This is a genomic window from Streptomyces sp. UH6 (genome assembly GCF_013421635.1).
In the GTDB taxonomy this organism is placed as follows: domain Bacteria; phylum Actinomycetota; class Actinomycetes; order Streptomycetales; family Streptomycetaceae; genus Streptomyces; species Streptomyces abyssomicinicus.
On sequence record NZ_JACADT010000530.1, the window covers coordinates 1 to 3,925 of the forward strand.

Annotated in this window: 5 protein-coding genes; 3 read left to right on the forward strand and 2 right to left on the reverse strand. The window is 73.2% G+C overall.

The genetic code is table 11. The annotated features are described in order from the left end of the window. Window positions 1-886: 886 nt before the first annotated feature. Window positions 887-1,480, forward strand: a complete 594-nt coding sequence (locus HW445_RS21365; protein WP_180222596.1) for a hypothetical protein — start codon at window positions 887-889, stop codon at window positions 1,478-1,480. On the opposite strand, the gene HW445_RS33700 is transcribed toward HW445_RS21365, so the two are convergent. Beyond that, window positions 1,467-1,598, reverse strand: coding sequence for a hypothetical protein (locus HW445_RS33700; RefSeq protein WP_257231207.1), 132 nt, complete (start codon window positions 1,596-1,598; stop codon window positions 1,467-1,469). The genes HW445_RS21365 and HW445_RS33700 overlap by 14 nt on opposite strands. 138 nt (window positions 1,599-1,736) lie before the next feature. On the opposite strand from HW445_RS33700, the gene HW445_RS21370 reads away from it, so the two are divergent. Beyond that, window positions 1,737-2,762 (forward strand): SEC-C domain-containing protein, encoded by a 1,026-nt coding sequence (locus HW445_RS21370; RefSeq protein WP_180222597.1) that lies wholly within the window; start codon window positions 1,737-1,739, stop codon window positions 2,760-2,762. Between the two features lie 126 nt (window positions 2,763-2,888). Further along, a complete protein-coding gene (locus HW445_RS21375; RefSeq protein WP_374939678.1) occupies window positions 2,889-3,377 on the forward strand; it encodes a lamin tail domain-containing protein in 489 nt (162 codons plus the stop codon). A gap of 69 nt (window positions 3,378-3,446) precedes the next feature. Here HW445_RS21375 and HW445_RS21380 read toward each other — a convergent pair. Beyond that, window positions 3,447-3,925: L,D-transpeptidase (locus HW445_RS21380; protein WP_180222599.1), on the reverse strand; the 479-nt coding region annotated here is incomplete at its 5' end.

Below are 3,925 nucleotides of genomic sequence, written 5' to 3' on the forward strand. Positions count from 1 at the left end.
AGCCTGGGAAGCCGGGGAAGCGGGGGAAGCCGGGGCGGCCGGGAGTGCCGGGGCGGCCGGGAACGTGCCCCCCGCCCTGCGGTCCCCCGTTCGCGCCGCGTCGCCGGAGACGACGTCCGCAGCGTCCCGCCGGGGCGGAACGGCCGGCGCGCCCCCGCCGCCCGTCGGGTGCCCGGGCCTCATCCCTGGACCCGTGTCCTCGGCCCCACCGGACCCACCGGACCCACCGGACCCACCGGACCCACCGGACCCACCGGACCCACTGCGACCACGGACACCGCCGCCCCCGAAGGTTCCGGCGGCGGCTCCAGGTCCCTCCGCGGCACCGACCGCACCGTCCCCCCGTGCCACGGCGTGCAGTTCGAGAGCCTCCTCCAGCTCCCCCTCCCCGCGCCCCAGCACCGCGTGCAGCGCGCGGATCACGTCCGGCCGAGCCACCGTCGGCCGGGTGCGGTGGAGGTAGCGCGAGAGCATCTCCTGGCTGGTTTTCACACCCCGTTCGCCCAGCCGACGGGCCAGCGAGGACTGCGTGGCCCGCCCCGGGTCCTCCTGCCACCACCTCCGCAGCGTGGCCGCGAGCCGCAGACGGGCAGCCACCCCCGAGGCCACTCCGGCCTTCGCGAACTCCCCACAATTCCGCCCCGGTTCCTCACGCATTTGATGCGCCTCCCCCACGCTCCTCTGCATGAACGCTGGTCAGCCGCGTGCATAGGAGCCGATTTGTGCATGAATCAACTGACCCGCCGGAAGTATAGAACTCGCCGGAATTGCCGGGGCAGTGTTGAGGCGTCCAAGCCACCCGGTCGAGCGTCATCGGCCGGATGAAACCACCGTCGTACGCGATCCACGACGCGACCGCGACGGCAGTTCGAAAGGACCCGCATCCGTGCGCAACGCCACCGAGCAGCTCACCCCGGCCACCGAGGCCACCCCGTCCCGCAAGCCGGCCCGCCGTCGCACGGGGGCCGTCGCCGCCCTCCTCGCCACCACCCTGGCCGGCGGCCTGATGGCCTTCGCCCCGGTCGCCTCCGCCGCACCGGGCGCGGCCGACTCCGTGTCCGCCCGGCCCGGTGACCGTCTGAGCGACCGCGAGGCGGACCGCATCCTCGACCGTGCGGGCGTGCGCCGCGTCTCGCCGGGCGACTGTCACAACGTCAACCGCTCCCGCTGCACCAGCTACCAGGGCATCCAGGAGGACACCGTCCGCGGCCTGGTGAAGCTCAAGCGCGACAGCCGCTGCCAGGTGGTCGTCGTCAACGGCACCGAGGTGGGCAACGACCGCGACCGCCGCAGCCGCTACAGCCACGCAGGCGGCCACAAGGTCGACCTGCGCGAGAACCGCTGCCTGGTCAACCACATCCGCCGCACCGCCGACCGCGTCCGCGGCACCCACGACGTCGTCTACCGCGACAACGAGCGCGGCCGCCCGTACGTCCAGTACGAGCTGGAGCGCCGCGTCCTGGACGTCACCTACTTCTGACGTCCTCCGGTCCGCAGGTGCCCGGACCCGACCCGGGTACGGCTCCCCGCCCGGGCGCCTGCTCCTCCTCCACGTCGTCCATGCCCTCGACGTCCTCGACGTCCTCCTGAGCCGTCATCGACGCGCACGCCGCCCGGCGGCCCCCCGGCCGCCGGGTGGCGTGCGTGCGCGTGAGCGCGGCCCGCCGACCGTGACGCTGCCGACACCGTGCCCCCACTCCGCCCGCCGCGTCGGACCCCGGCGCTACCGTGAGGACATGCGTCCCGACATGCCCGCAGAGAACGCCGTCGACCACACCGAAGAAGCGGCTCGCCTGGAGCGCGCCGCCGCTCTCTACCCGCAGGACGCCGAAGCTCTGCTGCTGCGTGCCGCCGCGCACCACGAGCTGTCCGGCGACCGGCCCGCCGCCACCGCCCTCTACGACCGGCTGCTCGCCTCGCCGTCGGATCTGGAGGACCCGCACCTGGTCCGCGCCCTCAAGGCGTCCAACCTGTGGCAGTACGACCATGTCGCCGAGGCCCGCGCCATCGTCATCGGCGTGCGCGCGGCCAGACCGCGGACGCCCGGCCCGTGGGTCGTCGTCGCGGAGGCCCTGGAGTCGCACGACGAACTGGACTCCGCCGAGGAGACGTTCACGGACGGCGCCCGCCTGCTGATCGGCGACTCGCAGGAGCCCACGCCGGCGACCCGCCCCCTCCTCTACGGACGGCACCGGGTGCGCCGGATGCTGGGCGCGGACCACGACGCCTGGGACACGCTCGCCGACCGTCTGCACGACGCCTCGTCCGCCGTGCGCCTGGACGAGCTGCACGACCCCAAGCGGGTCTGGTCCCTCGGTTCCTCCGACCCGCGCGAACTCGCCGCCGAGATCGCGCGGCTCCACGCCGAGCTGGGGGCCTTCCGCCGGGAGATCTCCCGGCCCTTCCCCGTCGCGGTGCTCCACTGGCCGGAGCGCGAGCTGGGCGAACTGCTCGCCGCCTACCCGGAGCTGGCCGAGGAGTACCCCTCCCACTCCGCCCACGTGGCCGCCATAGAGGCCAGCCTCCGCGAGCTGGCGGCCTCCGGCACCCCGAACCTGGGCATCGTCTCGGGCACGGTCCCCTCCTACGAGGCCTTCGCCGCCTCCGAGGCCGCTTCCCCCGGTGACGCGACCCTGCTCCCGCAGTACGCCACCACCCTGGCCGCCCGGGGCCGCGCGCTCGCCTGGCCCCCGGAACCGGCCGCTCCCTGCTGGTGCGGCTCCGGCAACCCGTACGCCACCTGCCACGGGCATCACGGCTGAACGGGGCGCGATCCACCGCACCACCAAAAACTTCATAATCCCGTCACGCAATCTTCACGCGCCATAGACTCCTGCCCTCGCTGCACCCGTACGACCGAGGGGGGAATCCTCATGCGCCGTTCCACCATGCGCGCGGCCGTCCTGGCCGCCGTCTCCACCGTCTCGCTGAGCGTCCTGACCGCCGCTCCCGCGCAGGCCGCCGAGTACAGCTCCGCGCTGAAGATCCGGGGCGTCCAGTACGACGCCCCGGGCACCGACCGCAACAGCTGCACGTCGGGCAACACCGCCCAGGAGTACCTGACGCTGAAGAACTACTCGAAGACCGCGACGATCAACCTCAAGGGGTACGTCGTGAAGGACGCCGCGGGGAACAGGTTCACCTTCACGGCCAGTCACTCGCTCCAGCCCGGTGACTACGTCCGCCTGCGCGGCGGCAACGGCACGGACTCCGACGCGAAGAACGTCGTCTACCGCGACAACTGCAACTTCATGTGGAACAACGACAAGGACACGATCTACCTGTACAAGCCGTCCGGTCCCGGTTCGGACTCCCACGCGTACAGCAGGAGCGCGCACGACGGCGACCGGGACGGGTACATCGGCTTCCACAGCTGACGGTCCCCCGGTCCTGCCACCCGCGGCCGCGCTCCCCCACCGGGGGGTGCGGCCGCCGTGCGCCCGACGTCAGGCGGTCACCCTCAGCCGCTCCGGCCATCCGAGGTCGTCGAGCCGGGCGAACAGGTCCTTGATGTCCTCCGGCCGGAGCTTCACGCACCCGTCGGAGAGATAGTCGGCCTCCCCGTCCCACCGGCGGGGCTCGGTGTCCCCCTGGCTGCCGTCGCGGTGCATCTCCGAGTGGACGAACATCTCCGTCCTGGTCACCGTGCCCCCGGCGCACCGCATGTTCCCCAGCCGGATCCCGTACCCGCGCACCTTGCCGCCCTTGAAGCGGCGGTCCTTGAGCACGATCCGCCACTCCCCGTCGGGCAGCCATCCCCGGTCGGCCGCGCAGTCGTCGGTGCTTCCGTCCCCCGAGCCCGCGCGGTACCGGGCCTGCCGTTCAGCGCCGCGCAGAACGGTGAGCGTGGAGCGGCCCGGATCCGCCGGGTTCTTGTCGAACACCAGCGTGACCTGCGGGCGCACCGCGGCCGAGCCCCCCGCTG